The sequence below is a fragment of the Pedobacter ghigonis genome (assembly GCF_903166585.1).
In the GTDB taxonomy this organism is placed as follows: Bacteria; Bacteroidota; Bacteroidia; order Sphingobacteriales; family Sphingobacteriaceae; genus Pedobacter; species Pedobacter ghigonis.
In genome coordinates this window covers 161,717-177,139 of record NZ_CAESCM010000005.1, presented here as the reverse complement: position 1 = coordinate 177,139, position 15,423 = coordinate 161,717, and the positions used below count along the sequence as shown (strand labels likewise).

The following is a 15,423-nucleotide window of genomic DNA, read 5'->3' as shown; positions in this document are numbered from 1 at the left end:
TAACCAGGATTAACGAGAAATGCATTTCTAATGCAAATTAGATCATCAACCGGCGATAAAATTGCCATGCTCATACATCCCGATTACAAATCGGGACGATAATAATTGTTACTCCAACCACACCATCTGTGTAAAAGCTCCGTTTGTTGCAATATCCCAGGCTTCTACCCTTACCCATTTACGGCCTTTTAAGTTAACCGGCCATTTGAAATCTTTTTGACCAAATGCCTGCGTAGTATTTAAATTAATCCGGTTACGGTAAACCTTTTGCCCATCGCCCGATACAATCTCTACAAAGCTTAAAGGAAAAGTCCATTTCAACTGCATATTAACGCTGGCTTTACCGGTAGCATCAGTTTTCAAGATTTCTCCCGCACCCTTCCCATTAATGTTGAATGCCGGGATTAATACTTCTCCCGAAGAAACAAAAAACTTCCCCTGTCGCATCACATCCAATACCGGCTGCCATCCATCGGCGTAATTCGGCACCTTATCCAGCTGTAAATAATTCACGTTTAAATGCGCATACATTTCGTTTTGCTCAGTAATGGTAAATATATCAGCTTCAGAAATTACATGTTTCTTCAGTCCCCAGTTAGCCATATCATCCATCAGGTTCAATACCCTTTTACTTAATGTTGGCAATGAAAGATCAGCAGGAATAGCTTTCCATGCAGCGCCCAAAAAGGTTTCTGACTTAAAAAAATCTTCCTCCTTATATTTATCCGGATAACCTGTTGATGCTTTCGTTCTGGCATGCGCCGTCCAGGCTAAACCCTTTTCCTGTTCCAGCAGTTTCAGCATTTCGGCTTTATCATTAATCCGGTAAACTTTTCCATAGGTTGGATCGTTGCTCTCGAAAGGTTTATCGCTTTTCCTCGACATGATCCAATAAACCGGCTTAGGGAAAAAGGCCAGCCAATGCCCGCCATAAAAATTATTGGCTTCTTCGCCAGGTAACAGTAAAAAATTGGGATCAGATAATCGTTTGGTTTGTTTAAACAACGCATCCAGTTCTTTTAAACGGATAGAATCTGGTCCTTTTGGGTGGCCTGGTCCGTGAAACTCGGCCAGCTTAACAATATTTAATCCCGATTTTTTAAGCACCTCAACAAATTCAGGTTTTTCTGGTACAGGTTTCCCGCTAAGTACCACATCCGAAATAAATTCATTGTGAAAATGACTGGCCATGGTTTTGTAACCTGCCAACGGAACATAGGAATCGTTATGTGTAAACTTTTTAACTTCATCCAAAACCGCACCTGCTTTGCCAGTGCTCAATAAACAGAAAAAATTAAGGCGCTGTTGTGTATTTGGTGGCGCATTAAACCAGGGCACATAACGCTTATCCCCCAAAGGATCCTGACGAATACCAATACCAAAACATGGAATCAGATTTAAATAATTACTGCCCTTCCAGGTAAATTTAAGATTGAAGGCTTCATCCAGGGGATAAAAATATTGGTGTGGGGCCGGAAACAAAGCCAAACTGCCAGCCTTATTTTCTCCGATTACCGTACGGTATTTTACTTCTAAATTTTTAGCTGCATCTGCTTCAACGGCTTTCTCAGCCTGAAGCTGTCCTTTCACATCCGACCACGCAATATTAGCCCATATGTCTTTTTTATTAACCAGACCCGCATCGTACAGAATTGCTGTAGAATCTTTTGCAGTAGAAACTACCGCAGCAACATTAAACAACGGACTCCCATTATATAACGTAATTTCTAAAGCACCCCTAAAAGTTTCGGCACTTAGGCCCGCTATTTTAATTATGGTTTGGCTACCCTGAGTGCTGACGCTGGCTGCTCCCTTTTCAAATTTTACAGCGTTGGTAGTATATGGTCGTGTAGGTACGCGGTCAAAAAACACATCCCAGCCCCCGCTCGAAGGGCTTAAAGTACGTTTGCCTACCCTCAATACAAATGCCGGATCGAGGTTCGCTGCAATTTCTTTTAAAGCTCCCCTTTTCCCCAACTGCAAACTGCTAAACAACGGTTGGGTATTCTCGAGGTTTAAAACTATTTTTCCTATATCTCCTTTTCCAACCGGCCAGGTTAAAACCAGCTCCTTTTTATTGGAAACAGCCGTAGCTCCGTTATTTTTGAATGATTTAAAACTAACCTGTCCTTTCGCATAAAAAGCTGAAAAGCAGAGCGTAAGCAAGATAACAATATTATTCTTCATATTTGGTTAATCGTTTTAGTAAGGCAAGATAATGATTACAAATAAATTATAGCATGTTCATGCATTATCGTTACATATTGTTCATTATTTCTTTTTTTTGGAAAAATCAGATAACATTGTTTATCTTAATGAAACATTAAAAACCAAACTATTTTGCATCCCACGCTCATCAGAAATAACGTAAAAATCCTTGGCGAAGGTAGCCAGGTGATCATATTTGCCCACGGATTTGGTTGCGACCAAAGTTCCTGGAAATTCGTAACCGATGCATTCCTTAACGACTATAAAGTTGTATTATTCGATTATGTAGGCTCAGGCGATTCAGATATGAGCCAATACGACAAGCGAAAATATGCCACTTTAGAAGGCTATGCCTGTGATGTGATTGATATCATTGAAGCACTCGAATTGAGAGATATTATCTTTATTGGCCATTCAGTTAGCAGCATGATTGGTATGATTGCTGCCTTACAAATGCCCGAAGCCTTTAAAAAACTGGTATTTATTGGCCCATCACCCAGGTACCTGAATGACAGGGATTACATCGGTGGGTTTAACACCGAAGATATTGAAACGATTTTCGAACACATTGCCGCAGATTATGTGGGGTGGAGCAAAGCACTCGCACCAGTGGTAATGGATAAGCCATCGCAGCCTGAGCTTGCCGAGTTTTTACAGGAGTGTTTTGAATCTACCGAACCCAGCGTAGCTTTAGCCTTTGCCATGGCTACCTTTAAAACCGATTGCCGGGATAATTTGAGAAAACTAAAAATCCCGAGCCTTACATTACAAAGTTCGCACGATATAATGGCCCCGCTAACTGCCGGTGAATATATCCATAAAAATACGCCTGATAACTTTTTGGTGGTAATGAAAGCTACAGGCCATTTCCCGCACATCAGCGAGCCAGAAGAAACAATCAGGGAAATAAAAGACTTTATTGGCGACAAAAGGTTCAGATTAAATCCTGATCATCAATATGCTTAATTAAGAGAAGGGCCAGAGAAAAGATTAGCGGTATTTTAAGTCTTTAAAAATGTCAGCACTTCTTCTTTGGCCTTTGTGCAGATTGCACTAACAAATTGTACTTGCTGGCTTAACTGCTCTTCACTTAAATCATCAAATTCGATAGAACGAAGGTTGCTACTTATTTTAGAACCCAGCCCCATTACTGAAATGGTAGTGAGCATTTGATGGGCTACCCGCCTAAGCTGTTTGTAATTACTTGCAGCCAGAGCCTCCTTTAATGCTTTCAAATCATCCGCAATTATGGCAATAAACTTAGTGGCCATCTCCTGTTCAAAACCTGCATCTCCCATGCTCACCTCTTTCAGGTAAGTTAAATCAATCATTTCAAACTCAGTCTTGCGCCTGTCCCCATTAATCAGGTCTGTTTCTTTCGATAAAAACTGGGTTAATATTCCCATTACTTCTATTTTTGAAATGGGCCTGGTAAAGCAACCGCTGATGCCCGCATTAAAACATTTTGCTTGTAGGGCTTCTGCATGGTGCGGAAGAATGGCTACAACAGGTATGTTCAGCAGTAAATTTTGGCGTATTTTATGTAGCAGGTTAAATTCACCACTTTCAAGTATTTCCACGTCTGCCATTACCAGTTTAAAAATACAATCGTTTAAATTAAGCAAAGCAGTATTTTCGCTCGTGACTACTTTAAAACTCACATCAAATTCGCTAAGGCAATTAGTAAGTTCTTTTTGCCCGGCAACCTCCCTGCAAATAATTAAAACATCAATGCTGGTATGCGTCATCTTATCTTTATCACGATTAGCTGTCATCAATGGCTTTTTAAAGTATTTGCATTCTATTATTCAAAATGGTTTTATAAGCATCAGCTATCGGCACAAAATTTTTATGCATAACCAAAGTATTGCCCTCCATCGTGTCTATTCTTCCAATGTTAACAATAAATGAGCGGTGCACCCGAATAAAAGTTTTACCCGGCAGTTTTTCTTCGATTGATTTTAATGAAGAACGAACAGCGTAGGTTTTTTCATTCTGATAAATCTTTACGTAATCGCCTTTTGCTTCGAGATAATTAATTTCATCAAGGTTCAAACGCCTGATCAAGCCGGCATCACGGATAAAAACAAAATCATCCTGCCTATTATCTAAAAGCAGGTTACTAACATTGTAAATCTCCTTTGCTTTATTAATCGCCATTAAAAAGCGGTCGGGTGTTACGGGTTTGGTAATAAAATCGACAACGTTTAAATCAAACGCTGCAGCTGCATAATCTTTCTTCGCGCTAATAAATATGATCAGCGGTCTTGTCTCTCCCAAACCTTTAACCAGTTCAATACCCGATATGCCTGGCATTTCGATATCGAGCAACAGTAAGTCTATTTTGTGAATAGCGAGATTACGGTAGGCTTCGGTAGCATTTTCACATACCGCAATGAGTTTCAACGATTGTTCAATCTGCAGGAGGTGGCTCACTGTACGCCTGGCTATTTCGTGGTCATCAACGATTAAACAATTCATATCTATCAGATTAGCGTCACGAATAAAACTAAGCATAACCGATAGCAATATTTTTTACGAATAAACAATGAACAAAATGAATAAAATATATATTTGTAGAAATCTGTCTCCCGTTTCGTCTCGTATATACGCCCGTTCGTCTAGGTTTTTTGCCTTTCTACCGCCTGGACATAGACGAATAAAGCCAACTACCGTAATTTTGTTCAACATTTAAACAATTCGTAAATCATAAAAAATAAAAAAAATAAAATGAACACCATTAAAACAATTGCACTTTCAACGCTAGCTCTCCTATCGGTTTATAATGCAAAAGCCCAGAATTTTAAAGAGCCTGTTGGCTACAAACTTAAAAACGGGATGAACATCATTATTTCTGAAAATGACAAATCGCCAAAAGCTTATTCGAGCTTTACTTTAGATGCAAAAGCTTTTGAAGGCAAAAAAGATGGTGTGGCAGAATTATTAAATGCTGTGCTGAACGAAAGTGTTGCCAAAAACGCGAACATTAGCTTTAAAGATAACAGTGGAAAATTGGCTACAACCAATTCTGACCTGGAGCAAGACCTGGCAAAAATGGCAGCATTGATCCAAAATGCAACTTTAGATCAGAAAACTTTCAACACAGCCAAAGCAAAACTGATTACCAGCTTAAAACTGCAGGATTACGATTACGACCAAACCGTAAACGAAAAATCAATCAACGCTTTAACATTAGCAGATGTACAAAGCTTTTACAACCAGATTTCTCCTGAAAAAACCTTTTTAACCATTGCCGGCGATGTACAGTTAAGCACAGCTAAAGCTTCTGCTAAAAATGCTTTCGGCAACTGGAACAAGCACACCACAAATGGATTAGCAAAATAAGCCGTCTAAAACAATTATAAGTATTGCCTCCTGGTTTTAATCCCGGAGGCTTTTTTTATGCCCGGAACAGAAACATTTAGTACTAAATGTTGTTTAAACTGAAAATTATCCCATGAAATTTAAACCTCTTGCTTTCATCATTAATATAGCCATTACCTTAGGCGTTGGTGCTTTAGGTGGTTGGGCAACAGCACAATCAGTTAAAACCTGGTATCCAACACTAAACAAACCTTCATTTAATCCACCAAACTGGCTCTTTGCCCCCGTTTGGACTACACTTTACATCCTCATTGGCATTGCCGCATACCTGGTGTGGATAAAACGCGATCGCATTCTACATTTTCCCCGCACAGTAGCTATATACTTTATCCAGCTGATCTTAAACCTGGCCTGGTCGTTCATTTTCTTTTACCTGCATGAAATTGGTTTTGCCCTGGCCGAAATTATTTTGCTGCTCATCGTTATTGTGATAAACGCCCTTACATTTTACAAAATAGACAAATGGGCAGGCCTGATTTTTATTCCTTATATCCTTTGGGTAAGTTTTGCATCATTTTTAACCTACAACATCCTCATATTGAATTAATTTAAAAGAAAACCCTATTTTTAGGTGTGGTAACTTTTAAACGATTTTTGCTGATACTCTTCGTACTGTGCTGTAACCAATTACTTGCGCAAAAGGTTGGTCTTGTGTTTAGTGGCGGGGGGGCCAAAGGCCTCGCGCATATCGGTACGCTAAAGGCACTTGAAGAAAACCATATCCCCATCGATTACATCACCGGAACTTCGATGGGTGGCATTGTAGGTGCTATGTATGCTTCGGGCTATAGTCCCTCGCAAATAGAAGAGATTGCCCTCAGTAATGATTTTCAGAACTGGGTAAACGGCCGTTATACCAGCGATTATACTTTTTACTTTCAAAAAAGGGCTCCAAATGCATCGATGCTAACGGCAAAAGTAGCTATCGATACCGGCTTTCATTTTAGTTTCCGTTCTAACCTGATTAACGATATTCCTTTGAATTTTGCCTTTCTTGAGCTGTTTTCGCAGGCTTCGGCAGTTTCTAAAGATAATTTCGACAACCTCTTTGTTCCTTACCGCTGTATGGTTGCCGATGTACTTTCGCAAAAAAGCATCACGGTTAATAAAGGCAGTTTGGCAGAAGCCGTAAGGGCAACTATGACCGTGCCCATTATATACCGGCCCATTAAATTGGATGGCAAGTATGTGTTTGATGGTGGATTATACAACAACTTCCCCGCCGATGTGATGGAAAGGGATTTTAAACCCGACTTTGTAATCGGTGCCAATGTATCTTCTAAAACCTATAACGAATACCCAAAAAATATCGACGATCGCTTAATGAACCGGTTTTTGGTGTATATGTTCCTGTCTAAATCGGATTCGACCATGATTGGTAAAAACGGTGTTTATATTCAACCTAATTTGGCCGGTTATAGCGTAACCAATTTTGCACCGGTAGCAGAACTGATTAAAAAAGGTTACGATGCCACCATGGCCGATATGCCACGCATTAAAGCATTAATTAGTCGCCGAGTAAACGATGAAGAACTGGCCAGACGGAGAGAAAAATTTAATGCCAGAAAGCCAGACCTGAAATTTAGCAACATCATTGTTTCGGGTGTAAATAACCAGCAAAAAAAATACGTGGAGCGGCTTTTTAAAAGCGACAAAGCTACCTTCGATTTAAAAGACATTAAACGCGGTTACTACAAACTGGTAGCCGATCAGACTTTTGAAACGGTGTATCCCAAAATTTCCTATCAGCCTGCAACAGATAGTTACACTTTCGAAGTCGTGGCTCAACCTAAAAAGAGCTTCAAACTCGAATTGGGAGGTAACATTTCAACAAGGCCCATCAGCAATGTTTTTCTCGGTGCAGAGTATAATTACCTCAACCGTAAATCGTACACGTTTGGAACCAGTTTTTATTCAGGACGCTTTTACGAATCGGTACAGGTTAACGGCCGCGTAGATTACCCAACAAAACTACCCTTATTTTTAGCCGGAGAACTTACTTACAACCACTGGAACTACTACAACACCAGTCAGATTTTTATCGAAAACCCACGCCCGATTTACATCGAGCAATCAGACCGCAAAATTGATTTAATGGTGGGTATGCCCTTAAATTACAACACCAAAATTGTACTGCATTCTACCTTCATCAACAATAACGACAGGTATAGCCCCAACAATACTTTTGCAGTTGGCGATTTGTTAGATCAAACCACCTTTAACGGTTTCAGGGGCTCTTTAAATTTCGAGAAAAACTCGCTTAACCGAAAACAATATGCCACCAACGGACAAAGCTTCTCACTCAGCTTTAATTACACCACCGGGCGCGAAAACTATAATCCAGGTAATATACTTCGCAACACACCAGGTTTTGTTAAAATACCAGGCAGCAGCCAGCTTCACCATTGGGGCAGCATTAAGCTACGACAGGAAAATTACTTCCTTCACCTCAAAAAATATACACTTGGTTATATCGTTGAAGGGGTAATTTCCAACCAGCCTTTGTTCAGCAACTATTATTCTACGCTGTTGGTTGCTCCCGCATTTTATCCGCTGCAAGATAGCCGCTCGTTATTCCTTGATAAATTCAGGGCTAAAACTTATGCTGCAGGCGGCATTAAAAATATCTACAATGTGAAAAAAAATCTTGATTTTAGATTAGAAGGATATTTATTTTTACCCCATAAAGAATACGTACTGAACGGTTTTCAGGATGTAGAATATGCAAAGGCCATTACAAAAGTCCGTTATGCGGGCACTGCGGGCCTGGTATATCACTCTCCATTGGGGCCTGTAAGTTTAAGTTATAATTTATATAATGATGCAGTTAAAAGAAATGGTGTATTATTGCATATCGGTTATTTAATTTACAATAAACGTTCTATCGAATGAAACGAATCTTACTCTTGCTTTCCTTATGTTTAATTGGTTTTTTAGGCCAGGCGCAAACCGCTGCCATCAATAATTTTCTGGTTAAAGAAAATCTGCTCAAAAACAACAAACTGGCCATTATAGCCGCCGATTCGTTAAATAACCCCAACGAAAACATTAATGGCATTTATACCTTTAGCGTAAGTGGCTTTACTCAGGTTTTAAAGTTTAATGATGGGATAGCTGTACTACCTCTCCCCATTGATAAATCGACCTTTGTTTACATTAAACATCAAAACGATTCTGGCACCCATAGCAAACTTGTTTATGTAATTAAAAAAGATAGTGATTTAAGCCCCTACGCCATTAGCAGCTTGTGGCTTTTCATTATCCCCATTGCGCTGATTATTATCGCCTTCGCTTTCCGCAAGCTCATCATTTTTGTGGTGATCGCCTTTTTAATATTTGTGTATTTTAACCACAGCAATGGCCTCAACCTTTCTACTTTTTTCGAAAGTATTTTTGATGGTTTAAAGAACCTGATTTGATAAATCCATGCTGTCAGCTGTTACCAGCTGACAGTTATTTACAATCCCTTAAACATTCTTACACTTGTTTCTAACGAGCGTATTAATAAGCAGTCGTTTCTAACGACATTATCCATTGCTTGGTTTTTTACTAATTTTTTTAGTAAATTTACCGCTATGGAAAATCTTTTTTTAGTATGTTTAGTGCCTCCGGTATCTGTTGTAGAAGATATTGATGAGATCAGGAATTATATTTCGGATAAATTTAATGTACACGAATCGTTAAAACGTCCGGCACACATTACGCTATATCCCCCGGTAAAACTGTCATCACAAGAAGCAGAAAAAAGGTTTTTCAATGCGCTAGAAGCAGCTTCTTTCATTAGTCCCTTTAACCAGGTTTTAAAAAACTTTAATGCTTTTCCCGAACATACTTTTTATATCGATGTGGAACGAAATGAGGGTATCATGAACCTCGAAAAACAAATCAGAAAAGAATTAGTCCCGTTAAAGCTCCTGGATAAAAAAGACAGCAATAAGTTTAACCCGCATTTAACCCTGGCTTTCAGGGATCTGAAACCTCCGGTTTTTAAGGAGATTTTAACCGATTTTAAAGACCGCAAATTAAAAAGGGAATTTCAGGTTTCTTCCTTTTCAGTTTACAAACACATAGATAAAAGGTGGCAGCCCTATAGGGAATTTGCCTTTCAAAATGTTGCCGATAAGCCTAAAATACCTAGCCTGTTCGATTAATTAGAACGGCATACCGATCCCAAAGTTATATTGTAAAAAGCGGTAAGTATCGGGAGCATGGGTTAAGTTATATGCGTTTTTAAAATCGCGGGCACCCGATAAAAATTTACCAATTACCCATTGCTCCGATCCGGTAAACTGTGGATCTTTTAGTTTCAAACCAACATCAAACCTGAAAACAAAATATTGCACATCATAGCGTAAGCCAACCCCTGTGCCAATTGCAATTTGTTTAGCCAGTTTATTTAACCTAAAGATGGTTAGTTCATCCAATTCCGGAACTCCGGCGCTGATTGACTCGTTTTTGCGAATACTCCACACGTTACCCGCATCCAGAAAGGCTGCTCCCTTTAAGGTGGCACCAAAAAAGTTTCGGGCAACGGTAAACCGGTATTCAAAGTTGGTTTCAATCCGCATGGTTCCCAATTGATCCAGTCCGAAAAATGCCTTGCGCAATTCATTGCTTGCAATTACCTCTCTATTATAATTGCCCGGGCCTAAAGTTCTGGCCTGCCAGGCCCTGATCCCGTTCGATCCTCCTGCAAAAAACTGCTTTTCGAAAGGAATACCATTTAGTACAGAGTTACCATAAGCATAGGCTACTCCGGTATTTAAACGCGCAATAAACTGCCGGTCTCCTCCAAGATGTTTATACCATCTAATATCTACTTCTGGCCGCATATATTGGTTAAATGGCAAACCTAAAATCTTCGCAGGATCGCCATTGGCCGGATCGTGCTTAGCACCCGTTAACCTGGATACTCCTTGCAACAAGTTCCCCGCAATATCCATTCCTGCCCTTAAATACACAAATGTGCGGTATTGATTTAGCTTATCGGCATTTAGCGTGTAGGTATATTTCATACCTAAGGTTAAATCCTTCCGGTTTAATAGCGTTGAATAGTAAATATTATTGATTACCGTAGCGGAATCAACATTTGGATCAAGATTTCCAAAGCGGTACTCAAAATTTAAGGGCGTAAATGAGTGCAGTTTAGATTTGGTTTCAAACCAATCGTAAGTAATCGAATTGATGAAAATTCTCCGCACAGAAACGTCTTTTTGCAAAGCATAAATGTAACTGGTGGCAAAAGTGGTATGCGGCATTCCATTGCCTCCTAAAACCGGATTATAGAACGGAATCATTAACCTTGGCACCGAAATACTGGCACTAATTGAGAAATCGCGCTGGTAAATATCGCTGAAAACCTTAGCGCCGTTGCCAATACGGGACTGTAAACCACCTTTAACCTGAAGTTCGAACCTTTCGGCACCCCTGAAAATATTGTTATTGGTATAGGTATTTCCAATGGTAAAGCCAACCGTTCCGCCGTTGAAGGGCACCTCTCCCTCTACCCGGTTGCTCATTACCTTTTGGGGAATAAGCTGAATTACCGTATTGATTTTATTAGAAGTACTGTCTCTCCTGAAATAATCTATTTTAACATTTTTAAAAACATTCAGCTCGTACAAACGGTCGTAAGTGAGGTTTTCGTTGCGTATGTCGTACAGGTCACCTTGTTTAAGAAAATCGTACCTTACAATCGGATTTCTTCTGTACCGCTTAGAAAAATCGGTAAAAATAATCCCGTTTAGCGTATCCTTACTGAGTTTATACCTTACCGAATCAGGAAATCCATCAGGGTTTGGCGCAATAATCATGTGCGTATAACCAATGTTAAACTGCTTATGACTACCATTATCCGGATCGGCTACATTTAAATTCAAATCGATTTTATTGGTTTTAGAACTGGGTTCGGCTCCAAAAACATCGAAAGTTACGTAAGGCCTTAAGAAATAGAAATAGCCGTTTTCTTTCATGATCCGGTAAATTTGCTCTCTTTCGTAGGTTAACGAATCTTCATCATACTGCATGCCTTTATGCAAATGGGTAATTTTTGCTTTATTCGATTCGTAGAGATTTCTGATATTAACATTGGGAATAGAATCGCTTATGCTTTGGATAACATAGGCTGGCCCTGGTTTAGCGCTGAATACAATTTCGGCTTTTTTATTGGCCACATTAATGGCGGCATTAACCTCAGCCTGACGATACCCTTTACTTTTTAAAAATTTTTGAATCTGTGTTCTCGAAATTTCAACCAGGGTACTGTCTAGAATTGCAGGCGGAGAACCAAAAGGTTTAATGTCGTTGGTTTTATAGCGACCATCTTTGGTATTGAACAAATTGTACAGAGGTACATTAATACTCAGCTTGGATGCCGGCCTGATATCTTTCTGAACGTAATTGTATGCCTGCTCTTCAAATTTGGCGTCAACGCTATCTATTCTTACCTTTTTAACAATCGATTGGTAGTCGGGAATGTACCTGGTTGATGAACAGGCTTGAATTAAAAGAATAATAAATAGTAATATTGCAGTACTTTTCAGTTTAAAATTCATTAAGTATTGGTATGCTTTCAAAATCACAGATTAGTTTTATAAAGTCGTTACATCAAAAAAAGTACCGTAAAGAACATGGTTTATTTATTGTTGAAGGCATAAAATCCATCCAGGAGTTTTTCCGGTCAAGCTACCACATTCATACTATATTTTATAACAGCGAACAATACAATTTGTTACCCAAATTACCCGCAAATATAAACTTATTTGAAGTAAACAACGCTGAATTAGACAAGATTAGTACGCTGCAAACCCCGCAAGGTTTTTTAGCGCTCGTTCATATCCCCAAAAACAAGACGCTAAACAGCAACGATTTAAAAAAACAGTTTACTTTGGTTTTAGACGGTGTTCAGGATCCGGGTAACATGGGCACCATTATCCGTACGGCCGATTGGTTTGGCTTCAACAATATCATTTGCTCAAAAGACTGTGTAGAGGTTTTTAACCCCAAAACAGTACAGGCTACCATGGGCTCGCTGGCCAGAGTAAATATTTACGAAGAAGATCTGCCCGCATTATTAGCTAATAATACTTTACCTATTTTTGGTGCTTTGTTAGATGGCGAATCGATTTACCACACCCAATGGGGCAATGAGGGATTGATTGTTTTGGGCAACGAAGGCAAGGGAATATCAGCCGAAGTAATCCAAAAGATAAGCAAACCGGTAACTATACCACGTGTTGGCGAAGCCGAATCGCTAAATGTAGCCGTGAGTGCTGCAATCTTTTGTGCTGAATTAGTGCGAGTTCGGAATTAAAATGGATAATATTTAAGATAATATTTGCGGGCTAACTAATAATTGCTATTTTTGCAGCCTTGAATTTAAGGTCGAGTGGCCGAGTGGCTAGGCAGAGGTCTGCAAAACCTTCTACAGCGGTTCGAATCCGCTCTCGACCTCCATTTGTACAAATAAAATAATAAAAGGTTAATACCATGGCAGTTACCAGATTAAAAAGAAAAGACAGAAGAAATAAAAATACAGCTCACCAAGAGGTAGCATTTTTAAAAAGAGCAACTAACATCGAGTTAGGAAGCCGTTCTGCACAACCTAAAAACGATCAATTAGCTAAAAACAATGCTGTTTTAGCTGCTTTGGCAAAATAGTTTTTAGAAACAAAAAATTTAAAGCATCCTTCTGATCAAAGGATGCTTTTTTTGTGCTTTATATTTTCTAATGTATGGTAACACCAATTATTATTAACCATGTAAGCCATATCAGCTCATTTAAGCTTTAATGGCCTTACAATTCTTATATGGTTATTGCATATCATTTGTATTGATCTTTATCCACTCCGCCAATACCGTATCCCTAATAGTTTCTTCGCTTTTCCTGCCCATTCAGTGTTAAAAATCTTAACTTTATAAGACCAGCATTTTCACTGAACATGAACCTTAAAGAAATATTAAAACAGCTCGAATCTCTTGCCGACGAAAAAGTACGCAAACAACACATTAAAAATGGCGCACGCGAAAATCTTTATGGTGTAAAAATGGGCGATATCAGAACCCTCGCCAAAAAGATTAAAACCAACCACGCCCTGGCACTCGAACTTTGGGAAACCGAAAACATAGATGCAAGGATGCTGGCCATTTTGATTCTTAATCCAAAGGAATTATCCGCAGTTGAAATAGAGAAAATGGTTGCATCAGAACAATTTGCCTGGGCAGCCGACTGGTTTTATAATTACGTAGTTAAAGAATATCCTGACAAAGAGCAATTCCGCCAAAAATGGATGAACTCGGGCGATAAGATGCTGGCCCGTGCCGGCTGGAGTTTAACCAGTGGCCGCATTGCCAGAGCGCCAGAAGGGATCGACATTGCTGCTATCCTTACCCGCATTGAAAGCGAAATGTCTAATGAAGCACCAGAAGTTCAGTGGACCATGAATACCGCTTTAGCACAAACCGGCATTAATCATCCTGCTTACCGCGAACGCGCGTTAGCGATAGGTGAAAAGCTGGGCATTTACCGCGATTACCCGGTTTCAAAAGGCTGCACCTCTCCCTTTGCTCCAATATGGATTAATGAGATGGTGCGACGACAGGGATAAAATTGTACTACAGCCTCGTAAATACAACTAATACTTAAAGGCATGAGTAAAGAACAAACTAAAGACCTGCTAATATTTTTAAAGCCATTTGGTGAAGATATTACCACACTGGTAATGTGGCTACGCAATTTTGTTTGGGAACTTTACCCGCAAACCAATGAGCTGATTTACGATAATTATAATGCAGTAGCCTTTGGATGGTCGCCAACAGATAAGGTTGGGCACACATTCTGCTCAATTGCAGTTGGAAGAACGAGTAAAAATATTCACTTCGGGTTTTATTGGGGCAGCGAACTTACTGATCCCAACAACATTCTTTTAGGAAAAGGGAATCAATACCGTTATATTTTGGTAGCAGATAAAAATAGTTTCCCTCAGGCCTACATCCAAAATCTGATGAACGAGGGATACCTCAATGCCGAAGCAAAAGTCAAGGACAAAAAACAAATAAAGCACGGGCAAACCATTGTTAAATCAATTTCAGTCCAAAAGCGCGAGAAAAAGAAAAAAAACTGACAGTTAACAGCATAAAACTATCTGCTACAAAAATGAAAGTAATTATTACAGGTGCCACCGGAATGGTAGGCGAAGGCGTTCTGTTCGAATGTTTAGAAAATAATGCGATAAAAGAGGTATTAATTATAAACCGCAGGCATTACGATATACAGCACCCTAAATTAAAAGAACTTCTTATAGCTGATTTCATGAAACTGGATGGATTTGAAGACCAGCTAACCGATTATGATGCCTGTTTTTACTGTGCAGGAATCAGCTCGGTTGGCATGAAAGAGGAACAATATCATTTCATTACTTACGATACCACTCTGGCTTTTGCCGAAAAGTTGCTTCAGCTTAACCCAGCAATGGTTTTTAATTTTGTTTCGGGCGGCCATACCGACAGTACAGAAAAAGGCAAAGTAATGTGGGCACGTGTAAAAGGAAAAACAGAGAATGCGTTAATGAAACTACCGTTTAAAGCACAATACAATTTCCGCCCGGGCTTTATGAAACCCTTTAAACAACAGAAAAATGTAAAAGCTATTTTTAAGCCGCTTATTTTCCTGTTTCCGTTATTACTACCCAGGCAATCGCTAACCCTTAAGCAGGTTGGCAAAGCCATGATAAACGCAGTAGAAAAAGGTTATTCCAAACAGGTACTTGAAATCAGTGATATTAAAATATTAGCAGATTTTTGAAAGCAAAAATGTTTTTTTGATTTCGTTCT

At 39.4% G+C, this 15,423-nt stretch carries 15 protein-coding genes and 1 tRNA gene; 12 read left to right on the top strand and 4 right to left on the bottom strand.

Features of this window, described 5'->3' with window-relative positions:
- Nucleotides 1-108 precede the first annotated feature (108 nt).
- A complete protein-coding gene (locus HWV58_RS09855) occupies nt 109-2,187 on the bottom strand; it encodes a CehA/McbA family metallohydrolase domain-containing protein (protein ID WP_175633945.1) in 2,079 nt (692 codons plus the stop codon).
- Between the two features lie 153 nt (nt 2,188-2,340).
- Between HWV58_RS09855 and HWV58_RS09850 the strand changes: the two genes are divergently transcribed.
- Nucleotides 2,341-3,174, top strand: a complete 834-nt coding sequence (locus tag HWV58_RS09850; RefSeq protein ID WP_175633944.1) for an alpha/beta fold hydrolase — start codon at nt 2,341-2,343, stop codon at nt 3,172-3,174.
- Nucleotides 3,175-3,209: 35 nt separating this feature from the next.
- Here the strand turns inward: HWV58_RS09850 and HWV58_RS09845 are convergent, their stop codons facing one another.
- A complete protein-coding gene (locus HWV58_RS09845; protein ID WP_175633943.1) occupies nt 3,210-3,983 on the bottom strand; it encodes a response regulator in 774 nt (257 codons plus the stop codon).
- A gap of 10 nt (nt 3,984-3,993) precedes the next feature.
- Nucleotides 3,994-4,689, bottom strand: coding sequence for a LytR/AlgR family response regulator transcription factor (locus HWV58_RS09840; RefSeq protein WP_175633942.1), 696 nt, complete (start codon nt 4,687-4,689; stop codon nt 3,994-3,996).
- A gap of 249 nt (nt 4,690-4,938) precedes the next feature.
- Here HWV58_RS09840 and HWV58_RS09835 point away from each other — a divergent pair, with 249 nt between their 5' ends.
- The 5 genes from HWV58_RS09835 (at nt 4,939) to HWV58_RS09815 (ending at nt 9,743) form a co-directional block, all read left to right on the top strand.
- Entirely contained in the window at nt 4,939-5,553 is a 615-nt protein-coding gene (locus HWV58_RS09835) for an insulinase family protein (protein ID WP_175633941.1), read from the top strand.
- A gap of 112 nt (nt 5,554-5,665) precedes the next feature.
- The gene (locus HWV58_RS09830; protein WP_175633940.1) at nt 5,666-6,139 is read left to right on the top strand and encodes a TspO/MBR family protein; all 474 of its coding nucleotides are present in this window, start codon (nt 5,666-5,668) and stop codon (nt 6,137-6,139) included.
- A 47-nt stretch (nt 6,140-6,186) separates the two neighbouring features.
- Complete coding sequence (locus tag HWV58_RS09825) at nt 6,187-8,484, top strand: patatin-like phospholipase family protein (protein ID WP_235972692.1); 2,298 nt, start codon at nt 6,187-6,189, stop codon at nt 8,482-8,484.
- Entirely contained in the window at nt 8,481-9,011 is a 531-nt protein-coding gene (locus HWV58_RS09820; RefSeq protein WP_175633939.1) for a hypothetical protein, read from the top strand. The genes HWV58_RS09825 and HWV58_RS09820 overlap by 4 nt, the downstream gene beginning before the upstream one ends.
- 156 nt (nt 9,012-9,167) lie before the next feature.
- A complete protein-coding gene (locus HWV58_RS09815) occupies nt 9,168-9,743 on the top strand; it encodes a 2'-5' RNA ligase family protein (RefSeq protein ID WP_175633938.1) in 576 nt (191 codons plus the stop codon).
- Here the strand turns inward: HWV58_RS09815 and tamL are convergent, their stop codons facing one another.
- Nucleotides 9,744-12,146: a translocation and assembly module lipoprotein TamL gene (gene tamL / locus HWV58_RS09810; RefSeq protein WP_235972691.1), complete on the bottom strand. Its 2,403-nt coding sequence runs from the start codon at nt 12,144-12,146 to the stop codon at nt 9,744-9,746.
- A gap of 11 nt (nt 12,147-12,157) precedes the next feature.
- On the opposite strand from tamL, the gene HWV58_RS09805 reads away from it, so the two are divergent.
- From HWV58_RS09805 to HWV58_RS09780, 6 genes are all read left to right on the top strand, one after another.
- Complete coding sequence (locus tag HWV58_RS09805; protein WP_175633936.1) at nt 12,158-12,904, top strand: TrmH family RNA methyltransferase; 747 nt, start codon at nt 12,158-12,160, stop codon at nt 12,902-12,904.
- 69 nt (nt 12,905-12,973) lie between these two features.
- Nucleotides 12,974-13,047 (top strand) — tRNA-Cys (locus tag HWV58_RS09800).
- A 33-nt stretch (nt 13,048-13,080) separates the two neighbouring features.
- On the top strand, nt 13,081-13,251 hold the full coding sequence (locus HWV58_RS09795) for a hypothetical protein (protein ID WP_029275070.1): 171 nt from the start codon (nt 13,081-13,083) through the stop codon (nt 13,249-13,251).
- A gap of 281 nt (nt 13,252-13,532) precedes the next feature.
- The gene (locus tag HWV58_RS09790) at nt 13,533-14,198 is read left to right on the top strand and encodes a DNA alkylation repair protein (RefSeq protein ID WP_175633935.1); all 666 of its coding nucleotides are present in this window, start codon (nt 13,533-13,535) and stop codon (nt 14,196-14,198) included.
- A 42-nt stretch (nt 14,199-14,240) separates the two neighbouring features.
- Nucleotides 14,241-14,714 carry a hypothetical protein gene (locus HWV58_RS09785; RefSeq protein ID WP_175633934.1) on the top strand — a complete coding sequence of 158 codons (474 nt, stop codon included), beginning with the start codon at nt 14,241-14,243 and terminating at the stop codon, nt 14,712-14,714.
- Nucleotides 14,715-14,746: 32 nt separating this feature from the next.
- Nucleotides 14,747-15,394, top strand: coding sequence for an NAD-dependent epimerase/dehydratase family protein (locus HWV58_RS09780; protein WP_175633933.1), 648 nt, complete (start codon nt 14,747-14,749; stop codon nt 15,392-15,394).
- Nucleotides 15,395-15,423 lie beyond the last annotated feature (29 nt).